Consider the following 20913-nt stretch of genomic DNA (forward strand, 5'->3'; position numbering starts at 1 on the left):
AACCATACTGCATGTAACTAACTCTTAACTATAGCTTTATGGCTGAAGACTCTTTCCTATGCTTTGCTCTTCCTTTGATTTTTTACTGCTTTTAGTTGTTACCTCGTTATCGAAGAGCATGCGCACAGCCGGCGTATAGTCGTCGTCGTACTGGCCGGAGCGAACTGCCCATAAAAACGCCAGGAGAAACGCTGTAGCTACTGTTACACTCACTGCGATCATTAAAAAGATGATATACATAGTAGTTAAGAGTTAAAGAGTTTGGGAGTTAGAGAGTGACGCGAATGATTAATTAGTAATGAATAAAGAGTAGTATCTTTCGCTCAATCTTATTCACTTATTAATCATTAGTCATTCCTTCATTAATCATTATAATCCTGCTCTTCTGGCAGCGAACTTTACTGAGAGTGTTGCAAAAGTCATCACGCTGAGTGTACTGATCGGCATCAGGATAGCAGAAACGATCGGGGTAAACAGTCCCATTACGGCCATGGTCAGGCCAATCACGTTATAGACCAGCGACACCGCGAAGGTCAGCAGGATCAGCATCATAGTAGTTTTAGAGAACTTCAGGAACTTACTCAGCTTTTCAAAAGCAGTGGCATCCAGAATAGCGTCGCAGGACGGCGAGAAGTTGGTAATGCTATTAGTAAGCGCTATACCCGCATCACTTTGACGAAGTGCCCCAGCATCGTTCAATCCATCTCCCACCATCATTACCTGGTGTTGCTGTTTCTTCAGATGCTGTATGTATTCCAGTTTCTGCACAGGGCTTTGGTTAAAGTTGAGTTCGGCCTCTTTGCCCAACAGTTCTTTCAGGCGTGCTTCCTCGTGGTCATTGTCACCGGAAAGTACCGCCAGCTTTTTATCTTTCAGATCATGCAGGATATCCTTCAGGCCCTGGCGGTAAACGTTGAAGAAGGTATAATACCCCAGGATAACCCCATCAAAGGAAACATAAACGGTTGTTTTAAGTGTGTCTTTAACAGAATCAGCTTTAACCCCTATGTATGAGGCAGATCCGATCCGAACTATATTTCCGTTAACCTCGCCAACAAGTCCCTTTCCTGCAAACTCCTGGAAGTTCTCAACAGCTATAGTTTCGCCGTTCAAACTCTGGAAAATGCGCTGGCTCAATGGGTGCGTCGAGTGGCTTAACACTGATTTTATAGTTTGCTCCTGCTCTGTTGTAAGCGTTTTGCCGGTATAGTTCAGTTCTGCTGCGCTTGGCTCCGTAAGCGTACCTGTCTTATCAAAAACAACCGCATCTATTTTAGCCAGCGTTTCTACTACAGCAGTGTTCTTCAGGTAAAACTTGTTTCTGCCGAAAACGCGCAGGGTGTGGCCATGCACAAATGGGGTAGCCAGCGAAAGCGCACAAGGGCAGGCAATGATCAGCACCGAAGTAAAGGCACGCATGGCCATTTCCATGTCGCGGGGAACCCAGTAGATGAGAGCACCCGCTGCAACCAGCATCGTAACTATAATAAACCACTTACCGGCAATATTGGCGTAGGTATTTACACTTGTGCTCTCTTCCTTAGAGAAAACGCTGTCGTTCCATAGTTGGGTCAGGTACCCCTGCGATACTTCCTTCACCACTTCCAGCTCTATGCTTTCGCCAACCTGTCGGCCACCGGCATAAATCACCTCTCCCATTACTTTCTCAACTGGCTCCGATTCACCGCTCACAAAACTATAGTCTATCAGGGCTGTGCCACGAAGCAGCATCGCATCGGCAGGAATAAGCTCCTGGTTGCGGATACGGATACGGTCACCCACTGTCAGGTTGCGTACAGCTACTGCTTCTTCGTCGCCGTTCTCTTTCAGCACAGTTACAGATACCGGGAAATAGGACGTATAATCTCTGTCGAAAGAAAGCGTATCGTAGGTCTTTTGCTGGAAATATTTACCGATCAGCATAAAAAACACGAGACCGGTAAATGAGTCGAAATAGCCCGGGCCTGTGCCGGAGACTACCTGGTAAATGCTGGTAAAGAACAAAGCCAGTAAGCCTGTGGCAATAGGCAGGTCAATGTTTACCATACGCTGCCGGATACCCTCCCAGGCGGATGAAAAGAAGCCACGCGCACTATAAAAGAACACCGGAATTGCCAGCAAAAAGCTCAGATATCCAAAGAAAGAGCCAAAAGTACGTTGTAACCCTTCGGTAAAGGCAAGGTAATCCGGGAAGGCCAGCAGCATGACGTTGCCAAAGCTGAAACCTGCAATGCCCAGTTTATAGATGAGCGTGCGGCTTGGCTTTGAAGTTTTCTTGCCATTGGTATCAGCCAGCGTAATTTCCGGCTCGTAGCCAATGCGCGTAAGCAGGGTAACCACCTCACGCAACGCTATTTTCTGATAGAAGTAAGTAAGAGAAACTTCTTTGCGCAGGAAATTAACAGTTGACTCTGAAATGCCGGAATTTAACTTGAAAAGGTTTTCGAGCAGCCAGATACACGAACTACAGTGCATCTGCGGAGTATAAAACGTGATCTTGCAGATGTTATCATCTTTAAAGCTGATCAGTTGGGCTTCTACACCGGCATCATTCAGGTAAGCAAACCGGCTTTCTACAACAGGCTTTTTGCCCGTAATACCCGGGTTCTCCTCCAAGTTATAGTAGTTGCAGAGATTGTTCTCTTCTAAAAGTTCGTAAACGTTCTTACAGCCCGTGCAGCAAAATGCTTTTTCGTCTGCTATTATCAGCTCATCCACGCAGGAATCCCCGCAATGGTAGCATGTCTGAACATTGGTTTGGAGTGCGGCTTCCATCTCAATTTTCTATTTATGGTCTTTTGCAAAGGTAGATGGAAGGCCTTCCGGAAATGATGATAAGGGTCAGTTTTAGGGGTGATTGATATCACTGGATATTACCTGAAATGCCAGGACATTTGTAATGTAAACGCTAGGGAAATATGCTTAGGCTTTAAAGTTTGAGCAGGTAATGTTGCAAAGAGGGAAAGGCAGTTTACAGGCAACTATGCTATAGTTGCAAACTCAAGGAATATTAGGTGTTTTGTTTTAAAGTTTAGTATAGGTGAAAAGTAGTATCTGTAGTGGGATACTAAAACAGAAAAGGCAGGCTTTTATGAGCCTGCCTTTTGTTTTTATATTCAAACTATAGTTGTTTGCTTAATCGTAAAGGTGACAGATCTTGTAGAGCTTTTCAGGATCCAGAATAGTAATGCTGCTGCCTTTGGTGGTAATGATGCTTTCGTCTTTAAATTCTGATAACAGGCGGATAGTGGTCTCTTTGGCAGTACCAACTATAGATGCCAGGTCTTCTCTGGAAATAGAGATCGTAAATTTGTCTTCTACTTCCGGTTGCTGCTGGTAGGTTTTCTGTAAAAGCAGCAGGGCTTCTGCCAACCTTTCTCTTACAGGCTTATAAGCCATCTGCACCATCCGTTCCTCTGCTTCACCAAGTGCTTTCGAGAATAGCTTCATCAACCCACCGGAAAACTCCACATTGGATGAAATAAGCTCCAGGAACTGCGATTTAGGAATAAAGCAAACAACTGCATCATCCAGCGCCACTGCCGAAGCCGAATAGTTAGAATCAGCCATTAGCGCGCGGTAGCCTACCACATCACCTGGCTTCGCCAAACGTATGATCTGCTCTTTCCCATCGCTACCCATTTTGGTGACTTTTACCTTACCCGAGTTAATGCAATGCAAGCCCGAAGGCCTGGTGCCCTCATGGAAAATAACCTGTCCTTTTTTAAAAGTGAAGCAAGATTTAGTAGCACTTACATCTTCTAACTCATTGCCCTTACAGCAACCCAGTAGCGAATGCTTCCTGGATGCGCAGTTCATACAATCTGGCGCTGAGAATTTCATCATACAATTTCGAATGGTGCTGTAAAAGTAAGCATTAGCACCATATATCCTAAGCCAAGCAACAGCCTTTTTTTAGTAAACGTTCCTGGAGAGCATCTGCCCGGGTTTAAATAGGTTAACAGAACTATAGTTTGTGGCCGCGCCCTAACCTGCTGTTTCTTAGCTTTCCGGCCCATAAACCGAAAATGTATTATCTGTATAAAAGAATACGATCTGCTTCACCGTCTTCTCCTGTTTTAAGTCGGCCATTGTTATAGTTTGAGGAGCAGCAGTATTTTGTACTTTTTCGCGCATGGGCTCGGCGGCCTGGTAAGGCGCTTCAGGAATCGGCTCAACTATAGGTACAGGTATTTCCGGTGCAACCGGGGCTGCTATTTTATTTAGCATTTCACCTTCTCCAAGCAGTAACCAATCAGGGTTTATAGTTCTATAGTTACCTATCACTTTGAGGATTACATCCAGGCTGGGTTTGTTCCTGCCACTCAGTATATGACTCAGGATGGCACGCGGTACTTCAATCCGGTCTGCAAACTGAGACGAAGAAAGTCCTGTATATTCTATTAACTGCCTGATCCTCTCAACCATAAACTACTATAGCTACCATGTTTAACAAATGTAACATGATGCTGATAAAATAACAAGCCCGCTATATTTATAAAGTCATTCAACAGTTAAACAACAAGTTCACAATTAGAAGTTACTCGCCTTATTAACAACGATTTAAGGACTATATTATTCAATACACAAACTATAATTTACATTTGTATATACATTTGTAAACTATAGCTAATAGACAGATTCTTTTCTAACTACAATGAAGTTAAGAAATAAGAGGTTTTGTTAACTGACTGACTGGCAACAACTATAGGATTCAGCACCTCTGCCACTATGTCACTCTCCTGAAAGCCGTATTGTGGATAAAGCGAGTTATCCACAATACGCTAAAACACTCAACTATAAAGCATTATCACACTATCTCAAACTATAGCTTTAGCTTTTACAACCTGACACATTAGCTGCTATAATTCATGCAACTATAAAACCTGGCTATAAACTATAAACAGTAGCTTATTTTACGCTTTGCTTTTTGTACTTTTAAAACATAAGCCAAACTATAGTACATAAAAAAACTGCAAGGCCTTCGAACTGTATTCTGAAGACATTGCAGTTTTAAAAATATACTTATCCTTTATTTCACAATAAATTTGCCATGCATCTTTTGCCAGTGATCCGGGTAGGTACAAACAAAATCGTAGACACCGGGTGGCGGAGCTTTAAATTCATGTGCTATAGTTTGGCCGGGCAGAGCCAGTGGAGTTGCAGCTAATACATGTTTACTATCCGGTATGTAATTCCCGGGCGGACCAATCTCCGCTCCTATTTTAGCCACCGCTTCCGACATGCCCTCTGTAACTACCACAAAATTATGTATAGCATTCAGGTCTGTCCCCTCATTTATCAGGGTCAATTTTACAAGTGAGTCTTTGTCAACTTCCAGTGTATCCTGATCAAAAACCATGTCCTTAACTTCCTCTCCGGTTGCTCGCAGCACAATTTCCACAGTTGGCTGTAAGGTCGTATCGGAAACTACCTTCTTTACAGGTACAGATACGCTGTCATGCATTTTTTCTTTTAGTACACCCACTTCACTGGTGTCACTGCCACACGACGCTAAAGCAAAAACAAGTGTTATAGTTAGTATTTGAGCTATTCTTTTCATGATCTGCTCCTTTCTGGCTCTGGCTTAGCCAAAATACTCTTTAGCCAGTTTCTTATCATGTCCATAGATATCATCCCGGAAATGAACCTTTCCCTCATCATCAACCCAGCTTGTAAAATAAACCAGGTACACCTGCAGCTTTTTAGGCAACGTGATCCAGGTTTCCTCTCCATCTTTTATAGTTTGGAGCATGCGCTGTCTGTTCCACTCCGGCATATCTTTTAAGAGGTATTCGCCCAGTTCAAGAGGTTTTTCCAACCGTACACAACCATGGCTGAATCCGCGCTCGGTCTGGTTAAACAGCGCATCAGCAGGCGTGTCGTGCAGGTACACATTGTAAGAGTTCGGGAACAGGAACTTGATGTTACCTAATGAGTTTGTTGGCCCCGGACGCTGACGCACCATATAGGGGAAGTTTTTCTCGGTAACACTTGCCCAGTCTATACTCGATGCAGAAATAGGCTTCGGGTTCTTTTCTTTCGTTACAATTTCCATATCAGCGCCCTCGAGGTAATTCGGGTTACGCAGCATGGCCGGCTTTATTTCTTTTTCAACGATACTGTTTGGTACGTTCCAGTAAGGGGACAGCACTATAAATTCCATTTTATCACTAAAAATAGGGGTCGAGTTGAGCTCTTTACCCACAATTACTTTCATTTCAAAGGTCTTTTTATAGGCTCTTTCGGCCTCAGGGTCGTTATCGGGGTCTTCGTACATGTAAAGTTTAAACTCTGGTATGTTAACCCAGATGTATTTCTGATCCAGGCTTTTTGGCACCAGTCGTTTCGGTATCCAGCGCCAGCGCTCCATGTTCATCATTATCTGCTGAATTCGGTCCTCTATAGGCACATTCATCATGCGTAGGGTATTACCGCCCACTTTTCCATCCTCTCCCAGGCCATGCAATCGCTGAAACTCTTTGACCTGCGCAACCAGGGCATCATCAAACAGACGCATCTTCGGGTCGTTCACGTTGATAACACTGCCCGGGTTCAGGCGTTTCCGAAGCTGAATAACCGCTGCGGCTGTGTCCCCTTTCTGCAGTACTTTCGCTTTGCCCAGTTCCACTTTAGCCCAGCCTCCTTTTTCCTGCAGCTCTCTGTACTGCTGCAACGTTTCGCGGAGATCTTTATAGCCTTTATGCAGAGCTTCGAATTCATAATACGGGTAAGTGCTTTCACGCTCTTTTAAGATGGTTTGCAGCGCTTTATGCAGCTTTATCTTATTCTTTTTTATGTTCCAGTCTATAGAGCCTACTTCGCCGGGATTAACACGGCCACGGTAGAAGTCTGATGCATAGTTAAAATACGACGCGGTAAGCCCAACATCTATTTGCTGTTGCAGCTCTAAGCGGGCTGAGTCCTGTCCGCTCATATCCTCGTATTTTTTAAACAGCGTATTAAAATCTACCAGCTTATATTTTTTGGGGTCCAGGCCTTCTTTAGAAGCATCATCCAGGGTAGCTAAAAATTTCTGTGCTTCCGGCACCAGCTCATTATCCCGGAACCAGGCCAATGCATAATCTCTCTCCCCATAAAAAAGGTACATAAGGTCGGCGTATGCTTTAAACGCAGGTTCTTTGCTAACATATTCCTTAATATAAAGGCTGTCGGTGATGGCTTGCGGCAATTCTTTTATGCCTAGCATCTCTCCTATTTTGCTACCGTTACCATCGTTCTTATCGCCTGACTTATTGCAGGAAGAGAAAACGAACAGTAGCAGCAGAACTATAAAAGGATAGAAAATTTTTGATTTAGAATGATAAGGGTTCATGTGATTCGGATTTGGGGTATACCGTTGCAATTGGTGTATATAGTTCAAGAGCAATCTGTTTATAATACAATTTTAAAACAAGCTTGAGTTGATTATCAGGCTGTTTTGCTTTATGTACTTCAATTTTAGTTAAAAAGTTATAAGCATGTGCCCCTCCTGGACTGCCACCTGTAGTTGTAGCAGGAATGCTCCCGTACCATGTATGCGCTGAAATTGGTAAGGTTTTTATAGTAATTATGAAATCCTTAACTTACCCGTTTAAGCAACCAGATACGTATGAAGCCTTATCAGAAATATTTACTCGGTTTAGGAATGGCCGGAAGCCTGCACCTAACCGCCTGCACCACGCAAAACACAACTAACACCGAAACTATGACCACAGCACAACAGGCACAACAACAGGTATCCGAAGATGTGCACAGCTACGCCGAACCAACCAAAGCGGTAGCCCGCCACCTGGACCTGGATATTGCCGTCAACTTTGATACGAAAACTATAAGCGGAACTGCCAGCTACAACATCGACAACCTGGCAAAAGGTAACGAGATCATTTTTGATACGCGTGGCCTGCAGATAGAAAAAGTTTATCTGGGAGATAACAGGGAAGAAACCACTTTCAGGTTAGGCGAAACTGATAACGTTTTAGGCCAGCCGCTTTACGTAACTATAAAGCCCGAAACCAAACGCGTAACGATACAATATAAAACATCGCCGGATGCAGCAGCCCTGCAATGGCTGAACCCGCAACAGACTGCCGGTAAAAAATATCCTTTCCTGTTCACACAGTCGCAGGCGATTCTGGCCCGCACCTGGATTCCGATACAGGACAGCCCGGGCATACGCATTACCTATAACGCCAAAGTGCAGGTACCTAAGGAGCTGATGGCTGTTATGAGTGCCGAAAATCCAATGCAGAAGAACGCTAACGGGATTTACAATTTCCAGATGAAGCAGCAGATACCTTCTTACCTGATGGCTTTATCTGTGGGTGACATGGTTTTCAGGGAAGTTGGTCCGCAGACTGGTATTTACGCTGAACCTGCAACTATAGAAGCCGCCGCTTACGAGTTTGCCGAGATGGACAAGATGCTGGTGGCTGCTGAAAAGATCTATGGCAAATACCGCTGGGATCGTTACGACCTGCTGGTACTTCCGCCATCGTTCCCGTTTGGTGGCATGGAAAACCCAAGACTAACCTTTGTTACACCTACCGTGTTAGCCAAAGACAGATCGCTTACCAGCCTTATTGCCCATGAACTGGCCCATAGCTGGAGCGGCAACCTGGTTACCAACGCCACCTGGAACGACTTTTGGCTGAACGAAGGCTTTACCGTTTATTTCGAGCGCCGCATTATGGAAGAACTATACGGCAAACCTTACGCTGACATGCTGGCCGTACTGGGCTACCAGGACCTGACAAATACGATAAAAGAGCTTGGCGCTGAAAGCGAAGACACAAGGCTTAAACTGGACCTGGAAGGCCGTGACCCGGACGAAGGCTTAACGGATATTGCCTATGAAAAAGGTAACCTGTTCCTGCACCACATCGAGATGGCCGTAGGCCGGGAGCGTTTTGATGAGTTCGTGAACAAATACTTTAACACCTTCGCATTCCAGAGCACCGACACTGATAAATTCCTGGATTTTCTGCGTAAAGAACTGATCAAAGGAGATGAAGCACTGGCTGAAAAGATAAACATTGAGGGCTGGGTATTTACGCCGGGCTTACCTGAAAATCACGTAAAGCCAACTTCAGAACGATTTGCGCAGGTAGAAGAAACTTTCAAAGCCTGGAAGAATGGTAAACCTGCCGCCCAGCTTACAACCAAAGACTGGTCGAGCCACGAATGGCTGCACTTTATACGCATGCTGCCTGAACAAATGAGCCAGCAGCAGATGCAGGACCTGGACAAAGCCTTTAACTTTACCAACTCGGGCAATTCTGAGGTTTTGGCTGCCTGGTTTATTCATGCAATCCACAACAACTATAGCACGGCCGATAAAGCCCTGGAAAGCTTCCTGACCAATGTGGGTCGTCGTAAGTTCCTGGTGCCTATTTATAAAGCATTAGCTGCAACGCCGGAAGGTAAAAAGAAAGCACTGGCTATTTATGCCAAAGCCCGCCCTAATTACCATGCTGTATCTACTGTTACGCTGGATGAAATGCTGAAATAGAAACTATAAACTATAGTTAAAAAGAAGAAGCCCAGCCATAAACGGCTGGGCTTCTTTTATGTGTACTCTGTGGCTTTCTGACCTGCTTGGGGAGCCCGGCGAAACAACAGAGTTTTGTGTTTTGATTAGATTATCTCTCTGCTTTAATATTAACCGAGCTTTCGGCTATAGTTGTCAGCAGTTCATCTGTTTTCTTTTCCTCATCTAAGGTTCTCAAAAGTAATTTAAGTACATCGTTCATACCCAGCTGCTTTGCATACGTGCAAACAGTGCCATAAGCTGCTATTTCGTAATGCTCTACACGCTGTGCAGATGCAATAAGGGCCGCATCCATTACACTGGCATCAGCTTTCTCCTCCATCATCGACTCAGCTTCACGGATAATGCCTTCCATGGCTTTGCATTTCTCCCCTTTGGCTTTTTCGCCCATCAGTTCAAACACTTTTTCCAAGCGCTCTATCTGTTGTTCGGTTACCTTCAGGTGATCTTCAAAAGCCTTCTTCAGCTGGTTAGAAGATGTTGCCTTCATCATTTTAGGCAACGCCTTTGTAATTTGCTGCTCAGCGTTGTAAATATCCTTCAGTTCATGGATCAGGAGATCATTTAAGTTGTTTAGTTTCATAGCTTGGAAAGGTTTAGCGTCTTACAAATTCTTTTACGAGCTTGTGGAGTTACTATACGCGGAGCCGACCTGATGGTTAAGCAAATTATAATTAAATTTAGCAAACAACTACTTTAAGCACCCCTGTTAAATAATATATATAACTTTACATATATCTCAGACAGATCATATACCTTAAAGATTATGGGAACTACAGAAATGCTTTTTTAACCCCGTTTTGCAACGAAATACCACCATAATGGTAAAGTCTGATAGCTGTACGGTTGTTGTGGCACGTAAACTGTAACTAAACCGTATGAAATAGATCATTAGCATAAAATCATAAAAGAGTAACTGTGGAGAAACCTAAAGGAAAGCTGATTGCAGTTGGCGGAAACGAAGACAAAGGAACCTACCCTAACCCTAAGTCGAAGAAAAAATACTACCTCGATTTTTTTGAACTGGGCATTCTGAAGCGCTTTATACAGGAAATTCCGGTAAAAAACCCGCACATAGAAGTCATAACAACTGCTTCGCTTATTCCGGAAGAAGTAGGTGAACGTTACATGAGTGCTTTCGGTATCTTAGGTGCCGAAAACGCCAGGTTAATGCACATCCGTAACGAAGAAGACGCCCTCCTACCTGAATACCTGGAACGCATCAGCAAAGCCGACGGCGTAATGATGAGCGGCGGTAATCAGCAACGCTTAACGCAGATATTCGGAGACACAGAATTTCTTCACATCATGAGGAAAAGATATCAGGAAGAGCCGTTTGTAGTTGCCGGGACAAGTGCCGGTGCCATGGCGATGTCTAAAATTATGATTAAAGGCGGAAGTGCCCCGGAATCGTTGCTGAGAGGCTCCGTTAAAATGTCTCATGGCCTGGGTTTTATAGATGGCGTGATCATCGACTCTCACTTTGTAGTGCGTGGGCGCTTCGGAAGGTTGATCGAAGCGGTAGTAACACACCCGAAAACCATCGGAATTGGGTTGGGAGAAGATACGGGCGTGCTGATAACAGAAGGAGACCTGATTGAAACGATAGGATCAAACCTGGTAGTTATAGTGGATGGCCATAGCGTTAATTATACCAACGTGCACGATGTTCCGGAAGGCCGTCCCATCTCCATAGAAAAACTGGTGATGCATGTGCTGGCAAAAGGCAACGTGTTTAACATAGAAACCAGGGAGTTCTTTAAAGACGAACTTACCCTGCAACAGAATCTGGTACAGACTACGCAGCGCTAAACTATAGTTTGCCTACAGCCTTTATTTCATTTTTATAGATGGCAACTATAGGCGGTTTATTACTGGTCTGGCAGGCTCGGTACATTCCTTCGGAGTTAAAGGGCATGGCGATGTTGCCCAGCGCATCAACGGCTATTAAACCGCCTTCGCCACCAAAACGCACGAGTTTATCCATCACCACCTTTTCACAGGCCTGCTGCAAACTATAGCCTTTGTATTCCATTAAGCACGAAACATCGTAGGCTACTACTGCCCTCAAAAAGTATTCGCCATGGCCGGTACACGAAATGGCGCAAGTTTCGTTGTTTGCGTAAGTTCCTGCCCCGATTACAGGTGTATCGCCAATGCGGTTATAGTTTTTGTTGGTCATTCCGCCGGTCGAGGTAGCTGCCGCCAGGTTTCCGTCCATATCCAGGGCTACAGCCCCTACCGTACCAAACTTCTCATCGCCCACGGTGTGGTCCAGCATAAATATGTTAGAGTCCCTTACTTCGCACCATTGCTTATACCGGAACATGTCAAAAAAGTAGTCTTCAGCAGCAAATTCTATACGCTGCTTGCGGGCAAACTCTTCCGCGCCATAGCCGCTCATAAACACGTGGTCCGAATGTTCGAGGATTTCTCTTGCCAGCGAGACCGGGTTTTTAATGCTATACACTCCTGCTGCTGCACCGGCCTGCAGGGTTTTACCACACATAATTGCGGCATCCATCTCATGCATGCCGTGTTTTGTAAATACAGAGCCTTTACCTGCATTAAATAACGGTGTATTTTCCAGCACTTCAACGGCTTGCTGCACGGCATCAAGCGCTTTTCCGCCTGCGGCCAGTATGTTGCTTCCCCGATCTATAGCTTGATGTAAGGCTTCTTTATATTTCACTTCCAGGGCGGGTGTCATGGATGATGGCGTTATGGTGCCTGCCCCTCCATGAATGGCGATAGAATAGTTACCCATTTATAGTTTATTTTGGTACAATTTAACTTGGTTTACGATGCAAGCCAGTCACAGTTAAGGATGGAGCGCAGTTTACAAAAAAAGTACACCTAAACCGCGAAAAAACACTTAACTCAAATCGGAATTTAGTATCTTTGTTTTTAGTTACTAAATAAAAATACAGAAATTATGTCGTTTGATATCCAAGGAAAACTGCACGAAATTTTCGCGGAAAACCAGGTTAGTGATAAATTCAGAAAGCGCGAGTTTGTTCTCGAGATTCCGGATGGTTCTTATACCCAGTACGCTAAGTTCCAGCTAACTCAGGATAAGTGCAGCCTGCTAGACCAGTTCCAGAAAGGACAGGAAGTAAAGGTTTCTTTCAACTTATCAGGTAAGCCTTTTGTAAAAAATGGTGAGACCTTATATTTTACTAACCTGCAGGCCTGGAGACTTGAGGCTGCTAATGCCGGTGGTAGTAACTTCGGCGGTGCGCCTGCTTCGGCTCCTGCACAAAATCAGGCTCCTACGTTCTATTCATCTGATGCAGATAACGACCTGCCTTTCTAAGCAAAGGCAAAATACCATAGAGAAAAGCGGGCCCAAAGCCCGCTTTTTTTATAAGTACCCGGCCTAACCTTTCACGTAAAGTATAGTAAAACACACGCGCACCAGCACTATAGTTTTTGCATCATGCCAAAGCCAAAATTCATTTTTATGGATGAACTCCAGCGCCTTATCTGGCAGGGCGAAAATGACCAGGTAGATTTTAAACAGCGTGTCACCCAACCAGAAAAAATTGCCCGGACTATGGTTTCGTTCGCCAATACCCGGGGCGGCACGATCCTGATCGGCATTAAAGATAACGGTGAAGTTTGTGGCGTAGACCCGGAAGAAGAAAAACATACCCTGCAGCTGGCAGCCAGCTTTTACTGCGACCCTCCTGTTGCCCTTACCTACGAAGAGATAGAAGTTGATCACCACACGGTATTAAAAGTAACTATACCGGAAAGCCAGCAGAAGCCACATTTTGCGAAAGTAAAGGACGATGACTGGCGTGGCTATGTGCGAGTTAAAGACACCAGTGTGCAGACCAGTAAAATGGTAAACAAAGTGCTGGAGCACGAAGAACCACAGTTTGAACAACTGCCGCTTGACCGGCACGAGAATGCAGCCCTGTCGCTATTGCAAAAACAGCCCCGCCTTACCCTGAAGCAGTATATGAAAGCTGCCAATCTTTCTGAGAGACGGGCACACCGCATCCTGGTAAAACTGGTGATACACGGCTATCTGCGCCTCCACGATAAAGAAAAAGAAGATTACTATACTTTAAGCTAATATTATTGCCCTATAGGCTGTGCCTGTTTAGTAAGCAGGTGACCCTTCACGTAGGTTTCGGTATGTGTAAAATTGCCCTGTTCATCGTACACCTGCCACACCCCTTCCCAATAGTAATGCGCTTCCTCTTCGTTGCTTATCATTTTAGCCTGCCCTGTTCTGGCCAGGTTCCCATTTTCATGGTATTTTCTTACCTGAATATCACCGGAGCGCCACTTGTGCTTTTCTACCATATATATACCGCCACCGGGATAATAGTAACGCCAGATGCCTACTTCCTTTCCATGCCTGAAACGGCCATTCCGTACCAGGTCCTGATCGTTATTAATGTAAATTTTCCAGCGGCCGTGGTAGGCACCTTCTTTATCAAAGGCATTGGTTCTGAAAAAATGGTACCATTTCTTAACCTTTACAGGTGTTGTTTTATTGATTTCTGCTTGTGCATGCACTATAACAGGCGCTACAAAAAGCAGCAGGATTAACAGTAAGTTCTTGTTCATAGGTAGCAGGCTTTTATAGTAACACGACAGAAATATAATAATATTTTACAGTATAACTAAATTTTTAGTTATTAATAACAACCTCATTACCAACCACCTGTACAAATCCCTTTTCCAGCTACAAAATTAGCCCCTCAAACTATAGCAGAAATACTATAAAAGGCATTAACGGCAGGCCAGGTTTGACGTACACTACATAAAAATGCCCGGAACTGAAAAGTGCGCCGGAGCTAAACACACTGCCAACCAACTATGCGCAGTTTATTTGGTTTTAACCCTTAACCAAGACCTTATGCCGAAAGCAACCACAGCAACCGCAAAAGAAAAAACGACCAAAACGACTCATACCACTAATACAGCCAGCCGCGTACGCCCGACAAGTGCTAAAGGAAAAGCAATTAAGGCAACCGATCGTAAAGTTTTTGTACTGGATACCTCCGTTATACTTTATGACCACAGCGCTATCCAAAACTTTCAGGAACACGATGTAGCCATACCCATTACTGTACTCGAAGAACTGGATAACTTTAAGAAAGGCAATGATATCAAGAACTTTGAAGCCCGCGAGTTTATCCGTTTTATTGATAAGCTCTCCGCAGAGCACAAACTGCAGGAATGGATACCGTTAAACGGTAAGACCAAAGGCAGCTTTAGAGTGGTAATGAATGAGAGTGTGACCCTGGATGCCGTGAAAGTGTTCGGCGATAAGAACGATCATCATATACTGAACTCTGCCCTGCAGATACAACAGGAACAGCCCGACCGCAAAGTAGTACTGGTAACCAAAGATATAAACCTGCGCCTTAAAGCCCGCGCCCTTAACCTGATATCGGAAGACTATGAAACGGGTAAGATACAGGATGTGGCCGGCCTGTACACTGGTAACGACACCCTGGAGGATGTACCACCCAACCTTGTAAACGAATTGTATGAGAAAGGCGTTTGTGAAGTTGATAAGGTAATGCCTGCTCCCCCGGCAGATAACCACTTCTTTATCCTGAAAAGCTTTAAAAATTCGATCCTCTCGTTTTACAATGCATCAGAAAAGCTGCTGGAGCGGGTAGACAAACAGGCGGCATTTGGAGTGAAGCCCCGCAATGCCGAGCAAACATTTGCCTTGCATGCCCTTTTAAACCCTAACATCAAGCTGGTTTCGATACAAGGTGTGGCAGGTACAGGCAAAACGCTGCTTGCACTGGCAAGTGCCCTGGAGCAGCGACGGGACTATAAGCAGATTTACCTGGCACGGCCTATAGTTCCGTTAAGCAACAAAGACATCGGCTACCTGCCCGGAGATATTAAATCAAAGCTTAACCCCTACATGGAGCCCCTCTGGGACAACCTGAAATACATACAAAACCAGTTTGCAGAGAATAGCAAGGAATACCAGAAGATACGGGATATGGTGGAGCTGGAAAAACTTATGATCACGCCGTTGGCTTATATTCGTGGCCGTAGTTTGTCCAACATCTTTTTTATAGTTGACGAAGCCCAGAACCTGACCCCGCATGAAGTGAAAACGGTAATTTCCAGGGCTGGCGAAAACACCAAGATTATCTTTACCGGAGACATTTACCAGATCGATACGCCTTACCTTGATTCACAAAGCAATGGTTTATCTTACCTGATAGATCGTGCTAAGAATCACCCGCTTTATGCCCACGTAACATTAACGAAAGGCGAACGCTCAGAACTTGCAAACCTGGCCAATGAACTTTTATAGTTAAGGAGTTAGAGAGTTTGTGAGTTAGAGAGTTAGAGAGTTAGAGAGTTAAAAAGTAAAAGCCGCAGCTGTTTTATAGCTGCGGCTTTTACTTTTTTATAGTTTAAAGATGCTATAGTTAAAGTTTGTACCAATTATGCGGTGAGCTTCAGGTAGCGCTCTTTAAGGATATTGATATGGTGACGTTCGTGGCCGGCTATAACATAGATTAATCCGCGTAGCGTTATCTGCTTGTTGTTGGCCGTACCAACATTGTCCAATGCACCCGAGTCGAAGCCGCGGAACATGCACAGGTTAGACCTCCGTACCAGGTCATACTCTTCCAGGATATCCTTTAGCTGCCGCTCATTGGCCATGGAGTTCTCTGCATACATGTTCTCATCAAAACCCGGCAGCGAAGCCTGCTCACCCCGGGCAATGCAAAGGGCACGGTAGGCAAATATCCTTTCCGAGTCGAGCATGTGCTGCAACAGCTCTTTAATAGTCCACTTGCCTTCGGCATATGCCTCTTCTGCCCTGGTGTCATCGATAGCTGCTAACAGTTCAGGTATTTCCGACAACTGATCTTCCAGTGTCTGCATGATGTCTACATTCTCAGGAACCTGATTTACATAAGGCAGATAGTAAGCCGGATATTCGTTCTGGAGTGGTCTTTTTATAGTTAATGTCATCGTTTTATTTTTTAGCGGTATTCAGTTGCGTATCGGTAACCAGTGACTTTAAATTTGCCAGGCTTTCCAGTATTTGCTGTTCGGTTCTATAGTTCTGCCATGCTCCTTTGTATAAAGCCAAAGGGTTATCTTCAAGTGGTGTTGTCTGGGACCAGGTAACCATGGTACCAGCGTCGGTTTTTTGCAACACAAAGCTACCGATAGATTTTATAGTTTGTCCTTCCTGCTTCAGTTCATAGGTCAGGCTATCTGGAGCGGTACTTTGGGTAAATAACATATGCCAGTTACCTACTTTGTCGCCATTCCAGTTCTGGCGTGCTCCTGCCCCGCTAACCGGACCGCCATACAGGTAGATCAGGCTCGGGTCGTTGGTCATATTCCAGGCGCTCCAGCGCTTCCAGTTGCTGGTATTGTTCAGGTAAGGGAAAACCTGGTCGGGTGTGGCGTTTATAACTATAGTTTGCTTTACCTCTATCTGGTCAGGCAGCAGCGTAGCTCCTCCGAAAATAATAGCAGCCAGCACCATCAGCATAACAGCAAAACGTAACAATAGCTTCATAAGAATAACAGCATTAATAAATTATATGGTTGTACTATTGTTTGATTTTATACACCAAGTTAAAACAAGTATCTGATGCAAATCAATAGGCGGGGCATATATATTTTATAGTTTCTGTATAACAGCCTTAAAACCTTCCAAAGCAGCTTTTACAACTGCTAATCCGTAGAGTAAAGCATTTAACAGAAATAATAAGAAATTATGATACAGGATTTAATACAAAAAGGACTACGCCTGTCGCAACATGCCATTTTCCGTCGGTTTGTTACCAAAGCAGGCGGTTTTCTGGGTAAGCCTGCTAAACTGGCCATGCTCCTGACTACTGCATATGATAAACTTCTGGATACTAGCAGTTCGGAAAGTGGCTTTGCTCAGGTAAAAGATATTATGCAGACCTTTATCAGGCTGGTAAAAGCCTACACCAATGGAAACTACCGGGCAGTGTCGAACAAGTCGTTGCTGGTGGGTGTTGGCGTGCTTTTATACCTGGTTACGCCTTTAGATCTTATTCCGGACTTTATACCTGTGCTGGGGTTGCTGGATGATATCAGTCTGATGGCCTGGTTTGTAGATGCTTTCCACAAAGAGATAACCAACTTCAGAGCCTGGGAGCAGGGAAAGACAGAGAGTTTGGGAGTTGATGAAGTTAAAAGGTTAGAGAGTTTGTAAGTTAGAAATTGAAGCTGTTTAATGTTTTACCTGCCTATAATGTACGCCTTTGCCGCGTGTTTTCACCAGCAAGTAAACCTAACCTGATTGTCTGGTTGTTGGTTAAAAACCTGACAATGGCTCGTTTTCTACCTCAGAAACTATAAATCCTAAACAAGCTCATTCTCTAACTTCAGATGAAGTATAAAGGCCGCTGCAGAAATGCAGGGGCCTTTATAGCTATAGTTTAGTTTTATTATTCTACACCTTCACTTTCAACTTACACACTTCTATACTTTCTAACCTTCTAACTTCTAAACTTTCTACCTTCATTAACTCACCTTTCTAACTTTTTAACTTTCTAACTTCCCAACTTTAGAGTAATTTCAGGCAATCAAACTTTTAACAACTATACATTCACTCATGATCAGCAAACGCATTTTTGCTTTTATAGCAGCTGCCTGGTTAAGTGTAGGAATAAGCTCCGCCCGTCCCGACGAAGGCATGTGGTTACCTATGCTTCTGAAGCAGCTAAACGAGTCTGATATGCAGAAAAAGGGCCTGAAGCTCTCTGCAGACGACATTTATAGTGTAAACCAGTCCAGCCTGAAAGATGCCATCGTATCGTTTGGCGGATTTTGTACCGGCGAAATGATCTCTTCGGAAGGTCTATTGCTCACCAACCACCACTGCGGATACGGCCAGATACAGCAACACAGTACTGTTGAGAACGATTACCTGACCAAGGGTTTCTGGGCAATGACAAAAGAGCAGGAGCTTCCAAACCCGGGACTTACCGCTACTTTTATAGTTCGCATGGAAGACGTGACCAAGCAGATTTTAGCCGGCGCTAATGCCGCTAAAACCGAAGCGGAACGTGAAGCCATCATTCAGATGAACATAGCTAAAGTTGCCAAAGAATCTACGGCAGGCACGCATTATGATGCTGTTATAAAGCCTTACTTCTATGGCAACGAGTATTATATGTACATCACCGAAACGTTCAAAGACATCCGTATGGTTGGTGCGCCGCCATCGTCTATCGGTAAGTTTGGTGGCGATACCGATAACTGGATGTGGCCGCGCCATACCGGCGACTTCTCGCTGTTCCGTATCTACGCAGGCCCTAACAACGAGCCGGCAGAGTACTCACCTAACAACAAGCCTTACAAGCCGAAACATCACCTGCCTATCTCGCTTAGCGGCGTAAAGGAGAATGACTTCACGCTTGTATTTGGTTTCCCGGGGCGAACTAACGAGTATCTTACCTCACACGCTATTGAAGAGATCTATGAAGTTTCTAACCCTGCCAAGATAAAAATCCGCGATACAAAACTGCAGATACTTGATAAGGATATGAAAGCTTCTGATGCGGTTCGTATTCAGTATGCGGCCAAGTATGCAAGCATTGCCAACTACTGGAAAAAGTGGACCGGTGAGAACCGCGGACTTAAAAAAGCGAATGCCATCGAGAAAAAGCAGGAACTGGAGCGCCAGTTTATGAGCTGGGTAAATGCTGACCCTGCGCGTAAGCAGGAATATGGCAACCTGATGGCTGAGTTTGAGAAGAACTATAAAGCACTGGATGGCATCACGATCTCCCGCGATTATATTATGGAGGCAGCCAACGGTATTGAGCTGATCCGTTACGCCAGCGGCTTCGGTAAGCTGCAGGAGATGATAGATGCGAAAGCACCACAGGCAGAAATAAACTCCCAGGCTGAGAAGCTTGAAAAAGGAGCTGCCGGTTTCTTTAAGAACTTTAATGCGCCAACCGACAAGAAAGTTTTTGCTGCGCTGATGAGCATGTACTACAACGACCTTGACAAGAAGCTGCTGCCGGAAGCTGTGAGAACGGCAGGTGCCAGAACCAAAGGCGACTTTACAAAACTGGCTGATGAGGTATACAGCAAATCCAAGTTAACTTCTGAAGCAGGTGTAAATAAGCTGTTAGCAGATGTGAAAGCTGGTAAAACCAATGTACTGAAAAATGACCCTGCTTTTGCCCTTTCCAACGCCATTGATACACATTACCGCACGCAGGTATTGCCAACCTATACAGCTGTTAACGACAACCTGAACCTGCTGTACAGAAAGTATATTACCGCACTGCGTGCCATGCAACAGGATAAAAAGTTCTACCCGGATGCTAACTCTACCCTGCGCGTTGCTTACGGTAAAGTAGAGCCTTACGAACCGCTGGATGGCGTAACGTATAACTACTACACTACCCTGGAAGGCATTATGGAGAAGGCAGCCATGACCGGCGTAGAAGATTACGTGATACCTGAAAAACTGCGCGAACTATACGAGAAGAAAGATTATGGTCCGTATGGTATGAATGGCGAAATGCCGGTTGGCTTTATAGCCTCTAACCACACAACAGGCGGCAACTCTGGCTCACCGGTTATCAATGCCAATGGTCAGCTGATTGGTACTAACTTCGACCGTAACTGGGAAGGTACTATGAGCGACATCGCATACAACCCGGACCAGGTACGTAACATTGCCGTAGATGCCCGCTACATGCTGTTTATAGTTGATAAATTTGCCGGCGCCGGCCACCTTGTAAAAGAGATGACACTGGTAACTGACAACACATCAGGTTTGCCGCAGGTAGATGCCCGCAAAACAGCTGAACCAGCCAAAGAGCTTTCTAAGAGAGAGAAACGCAAACTGGAGAAAGAAGCTAAAAAAGCTAAAAAGAGGAAAAAAGAAGCTGCTGAAGTAAATTAAGCACAGCTATAGTTTATAGTTACCAAAAGCCCCGCCTATAGTTTAGGCGGGGCTTTTTTTATAGTTCTGCTGGCTTACGATCAGTACTCTATCATCTTCCAGCAACAGGTAGCCATAATCGTAGCAAAAGTGATAGGTGTTGCCTTGCCGGGTTCGGTACAGGTGGGTGTGGTAGTTAAAGTCAAAACCGAACTGTAGTAAAACATCTCTTCTGACTGTTGTCTTTCCTCCGGGGCTCAACTGTTTTAAAATGCTCCTGTTCTTTCTAAGAACGCTGTTTAGCTGCAGCATTAACAACTCCCCTTTATCTGACTTCTTCTTCGTGTTATTGAACAGAAACCTGCACTGATCGGAACAAAACTTTTTATCTGAACGCCCAATGAGCTGCCTGTTGCATTGGGGACACTCCCTGTCTGGTACCATCTATAGCTGTGTTTATACT

19 protein-coding genes are annotated in these 20913 nt (G+C 44.7%); 7 read left to right on the forward strand and 12 right to left on the reverse strand.

Annotated features, from left to right (window positions below):
- Window positions 1–36 precede the first annotated feature (36 nt).
- From ccoS to GSQ66_RS05095, 6 genes are all read right to left on the reverse strand, one after another.
- On the reverse strand, window positions 37–240 hold the full coding sequence (gene ccoS, locus GSQ66_RS05070; protein ID WP_162426468.1) for a cbb3-type cytochrome oxidase assembly protein CcoS: 204 nt from the start codon (window positions 238–240) through the stop codon (window positions 37–39).
- Between the two features lie 129 nt (window positions 241–369).
- Window positions 370–2775 carry a heavy metal translocating P-type ATPase gene (locus tag GSQ66_RS05075; RefSeq protein WP_162426469.1) on the reverse strand — a complete coding sequence of 802 codons (2406 nt, stop codon included), beginning with the start codon at window positions 2773–2775 and terminating at the stop codon, window positions 370–372.
- Window positions 2776–3135: 360 nt separating this feature from the next.
- The gene (locus GSQ66_RS05080; protein WP_238395817.1) at window positions 3136–3846 is read right to left on the reverse strand and encodes a Crp/Fnr family transcriptional regulator; all 711 of its coding nucleotides are present in this window, start codon (window positions 3844–3846) and stop codon (window positions 3136–3138) included.
- 156 nt (window positions 3847–4002) lie between these two features.
- A complete protein-coding gene (locus tag GSQ66_RS05085; protein WP_162426470.1) occupies window positions 4003–4428 on the reverse strand; it encodes a helix-turn-helix domain-containing protein in 426 nt (141 codons plus the stop codon).
- Between the two features lie 604 nt (window positions 4429–5032).
- Window positions 5033–5563: a plastocyanin/azurin family copper-binding protein gene (locus GSQ66_RS05090; protein ID WP_162426471.1), complete on the reverse strand. Its 531-nt coding sequence runs from the start codon at window positions 5561–5563 to the stop codon at window positions 5033–5035.
- A gap of 24 nt (window positions 5564–5587) precedes the next feature.
- Window positions 5588–7384: a L,D-transpeptidase family protein gene (locus GSQ66_RS05095; protein WP_238395818.1), complete on the reverse strand. Its 1797-nt coding sequence runs from the start codon at window positions 7382–7384 to the stop codon at window positions 5588–5590.
- A gap of 228 nt (window positions 7385–7612) precedes the next feature.
- Between GSQ66_RS05095 and GSQ66_RS05100 the strand changes: the two genes are divergently transcribed.
- Window positions 7613–9511 carry a M1 family metallopeptidase gene (locus tag GSQ66_RS05100; RefSeq protein WP_238395819.1) on the forward strand — a complete coding sequence of 633 codons (1899 nt, stop codon included), beginning with the start codon at window positions 7613–7615 and terminating at the stop codon, window positions 9509–9511.
- 130 nt (window positions 9512–9641) lie between these two features.
- Here GSQ66_RS05100 and GSQ66_RS05105 read toward each other — a convergent pair whose 3' ends face one another.
- The gene (locus GSQ66_RS05105; RefSeq protein WP_162426472.1) at window positions 9642–10133 is read right to left on the reverse strand and encodes a YciE/YciF ferroxidase family protein; all 492 of its coding nucleotides are present in this window, start codon (window positions 10131–10133) and stop codon (window positions 9642–9644) included.
- A gap of 335 nt (window positions 10134–10468) precedes the next feature.
- On the opposite strand from GSQ66_RS05105, the gene GSQ66_RS05110 reads away from it, so the two are divergent.
- Window positions 10469–11362, forward strand: a complete 894-nt coding sequence (locus tag GSQ66_RS05110) for a cyanophycinase (RefSeq protein WP_162426473.1) — start codon at window positions 10469–10471, stop codon at window positions 11360–11362.
- Window position 11363: 1 nt separating this feature from the next.
- On the opposite strand, the gene GSQ66_RS05115 is transcribed toward GSQ66_RS05110, so the two are convergent.
- Complete coding sequence (locus GSQ66_RS05115) at window positions 11364–12317, reverse strand: isoaspartyl peptidase/L-asparaginase family protein (RefSeq protein WP_162426474.1); 954 nt, start codon at window positions 12315–12317, stop codon at window positions 11364–11366.
- Between the two features lie 168 nt (window positions 12318–12485).
- Here GSQ66_RS05115 and GSQ66_RS05120 point away from each other — a divergent pair, with 168 nt between their 5' ends.
- Together GSQ66_RS05120 and GSQ66_RS05125 are read left to right on the forward strand one after the other, a co-directional pair.
- The gene (locus GSQ66_RS05120; RefSeq protein WP_162426475.1) at window positions 12486–12866 is read left to right on the forward strand and encodes a DUF3127 domain-containing protein; all 381 of its coding nucleotides are present in this window, start codon (window positions 12486–12488) and stop codon (window positions 12864–12866) included.
- Window positions 12867–12989: 123 nt separating this feature from the next.
- Window positions 12990–13634, forward strand: coding sequence for an AlbA family DNA-binding domain-containing protein (locus GSQ66_RS05125; RefSeq protein WP_238395820.1), 645 nt, complete (start codon window positions 12990–12992; stop codon window positions 13632–13634).
- Between the two features lie 2 nt (window positions 13635–13636).
- Here GSQ66_RS05125 and GSQ66_RS05130 read toward each other — a convergent pair whose 3' ends face one another.
- Window positions 13637–14134 (reverse strand): toxin-antitoxin system YwqK family antitoxin, encoded by a 498-nt coding sequence (locus GSQ66_RS05130; RefSeq protein ID WP_238395821.1) that lies wholly within the window; start codon window positions 14132–14134, stop codon window positions 13637–13639.
- A 292-nt stretch (window positions 14135–14426) separates the two neighbouring features.
- Between GSQ66_RS05130 and GSQ66_RS05135 the strand changes: the two genes are divergently transcribed.
- Complete coding sequence (locus GSQ66_RS05135) at window positions 14427–15857, forward strand: PhoH family protein (RefSeq protein ID WP_162426476.1); 1431 nt, start codon at window positions 14427–14429, stop codon at window positions 15855–15857.
- Between the two features lie 134 nt (window positions 15858–15991).
- Here GSQ66_RS05135 and GSQ66_RS05140 read toward each other — a convergent pair whose 3' ends face one another.
- Both GSQ66_RS05140 and GSQ66_RS05145 read right to left on the reverse strand, forming a co-directional pair.
- Window positions 15992–16528 carry a DinB family protein gene (locus tag GSQ66_RS05140; protein WP_162426477.1) on the reverse strand — a complete coding sequence of 179 codons (537 nt, stop codon included), beginning with the start codon at window positions 16526–16528 and terminating at the stop codon, window positions 15992–15994.
- Window positions 16529–16532: 4 nt separating this feature from the next.
- On the reverse strand, window positions 16533–17087 hold the full coding sequence (locus GSQ66_RS05145; protein ID WP_162426478.1) for an SRPBCC family protein: 555 nt from the start codon (window positions 17085–17087) through the stop codon (window positions 16533–16535).
- Between the two features lie 201 nt (window positions 17088–17288).
- On the opposite strand from GSQ66_RS05145, the gene GSQ66_RS05150 reads away from it, so the two are divergent.
- Together GSQ66_RS05150 and GSQ66_RS05155 are read left to right on the forward strand one after the other, a co-directional pair.
- The gene (locus tag GSQ66_RS05150; RefSeq protein WP_162426479.1) at window positions 17289–17756 is read left to right on the forward strand and encodes a YkvA family protein; all 468 of its coding nucleotides are present in this window, start codon (window positions 17289–17291) and stop codon (window positions 17754–17756) included.
- 402 nt (window positions 17757–18158) lie between these two features.
- On the forward strand, window positions 18159–20471 hold the full coding sequence (locus GSQ66_RS05155; RefSeq protein ID WP_162426480.1) for a S46 family peptidase: 2313 nt from the start codon (window positions 18159–18161) through the stop codon (window positions 20469–20471).
- A gap of 42 nt (window positions 20472–20513) precedes the next feature.
- On the opposite strand, the gene GSQ66_RS18890 is transcribed toward GSQ66_RS05155, so the two are convergent.
- Entirely contained in the window at window positions 20514–20711 is a 198-nt protein-coding gene (locus GSQ66_RS18890) for a hypothetical protein (RefSeq protein WP_238395822.1), read from the reverse strand.
- Between the last annotated feature and the right edge of the window lie 202 nt (window positions 20712–20913).

This window comes from Pontibacter pudoricolor, from assembly GCF_010092985.1.
GTDB lineage: Bacteria > Bacteroidota > Bacteroidia > Cytophagales > Hymenobacteraceae > Pontibacter > Pontibacter pudoricolor.

Excerpts from the sequence above, each read along its gene's own strand:
- GSQ66_RS05085 (WP_162426470.1), bottom strand. The coding sequence starts at position 4,428 with ATGGTTGAGAGGATCAGGCAGTTAATAGAATATACAGGACTTTCTTCG.
- GSQ66_RS05150 (WP_162426479.1), top strand. The coding sequence starts at position 17,289 with ATGATACAGGATTTAATACAAAAAGGACTACGCCTGTCGCAACATGCC.
- GSQ66_RS05135 (WP_162426476.1), top strand. The coding sequence starts at position 14,427 with ATGCCGAAAGCAACCACAGCAACCGCAAAAGAAAAAACGACCAAAACG.
- GSQ66_RS05090 (WP_162426471.1), bottom strand. The coding sequence starts at position 5,563 with ATGAAAAGAATAGCTCAAATACTAACTATAACACTTGTTTTTGCTTTA.
- ccoS (WP_162426468.1), bottom strand. The coding sequence starts at position 240 with ATGTATATCATCTTTTTAATGATCGCAGTGAGTGTAACAGTAGCTACA.
- GSQ66_RS05075 (WP_162426469.1), bottom strand. The coding sequence starts at position 2,775 with ATGGAAGCCGCACTCCAAACCAATGTTCAGACATGCTACCATTGCGGG.
- GSQ66_RS05145 (WP_162426478.1), bottom strand. The coding sequence starts at position 17,087 with ATGAAGCTATTGTTACGTTTTGCTGTTATGCTGATGGTGCTGGCTGCT.
- GSQ66_RS05105 (WP_162426472.1), bottom strand. The coding sequence starts at position 10,133 with ATGAAACTAAACAACTTAAATGATCTCCTGATCCATGAACTGAAGGAT.
- GSQ66_RS05080 (WP_238395817.1), bottom strand. The coding sequence starts at position 3,846 with ATGATGAAATTCTCAGCGCCAGATTGTATGAACTGCGCATCCAGGAAG.
- GSQ66_RS05120 (WP_162426475.1), top strand. The coding sequence starts at position 12,486 with ATGTCGTTTGATATCCAAGGAAAACTGCACGAAATTTTCGCGGAAAAC.
- GSQ66_RS05115 (WP_162426474.1), bottom strand. The coding sequence starts at position 12,317 with ATGGGTAACTATTCTATCGCCATTCATGGAGGGGCAGGCACCATAACG.
- GSQ66_RS05130 (WP_238395821.1), bottom strand. The coding sequence starts at position 14,134 with ATGAACAAGAACTTACTGTTAATCCTGCTGCTTTTTGTAGCGCCTGTT.
- GSQ66_RS05140 (WP_162426477.1), bottom strand. The coding sequence starts at position 16,528 with ATGACATTAACTATAAAAAGACCACTCCAGAACGAATATCCGGCTTAC.
- GSQ66_RS05100 (WP_238395819.1), top strand. The coding sequence starts at position 7,613 with ATGAAGCCTTATCAGAAATATTTACTCGGTTTAGGAATGGCCGGAAGC.
- GSQ66_RS05155 (WP_162426480.1), top strand. The coding sequence starts at position 18,159 with ATGATCAGCAAACGCATTTTTGCTTTTATAGCAGCTGCCTGGTTAAGT.
- GSQ66_RS05125 (WP_238395820.1), top strand. The coding sequence starts at position 12,990 with ATGCCAAAGCCAAAATTCATTTTTATGGATGAACTCCAGCGCCTTATC.